Annotated in this window: 1 protein-coding gene; it reads left to right on the top strand. The window is 66.0% G+C overall.

Annotated elements, in window-relative coordinates; genetic code table 11:
• Positions 1 to 306: hypothetical protein (locus tag NE591_RS13990; RefSeq protein WP_256156947.1), on the top strand; the 306-nt coding region annotated here is incomplete at both ends.

A 306-nucleotide genomic window follows, 5' to 3' on the forward strand; every position in this document is an offset into this window, starting at 1 on the left:
GTGGCCATGGCCTCCGAGTTCGACGACATCCACGACGAGCTGGCCATGGACGCGGTTTCCAGCCGCGCCTCCCTGTCTGCCAAGCACAGCGCGAGCCACGATGCCACAGCCAAGACCGCCGCGAGCGCTGCCGGCGAGACACCCGAAAGCTCCGACGATTCCATCGACGTGGAGGCCGTCGACGTGACCGAGCCCCTCGAGACCATCTCCCCCGAAGGCGATGAAATAGTAGCGGACTCCATCGACGTGAACGGGGACATCGTCACCTACGTCCCCTCCTACGAAAGCGCCTCGGCTCCCGCCTCC

The sequence above is a fragment of the Adlercreutzia sp. DFI.6.23 genome, from assembly GCF_024462535.1.
In the GTDB taxonomy this organism is placed as follows: domain Bacteria; phylum Actinomycetota; class Coriobacteriia; order Coriobacteriales; family Eggerthellaceae; genus Adlercreutzia; species Adlercreutzia rubneri.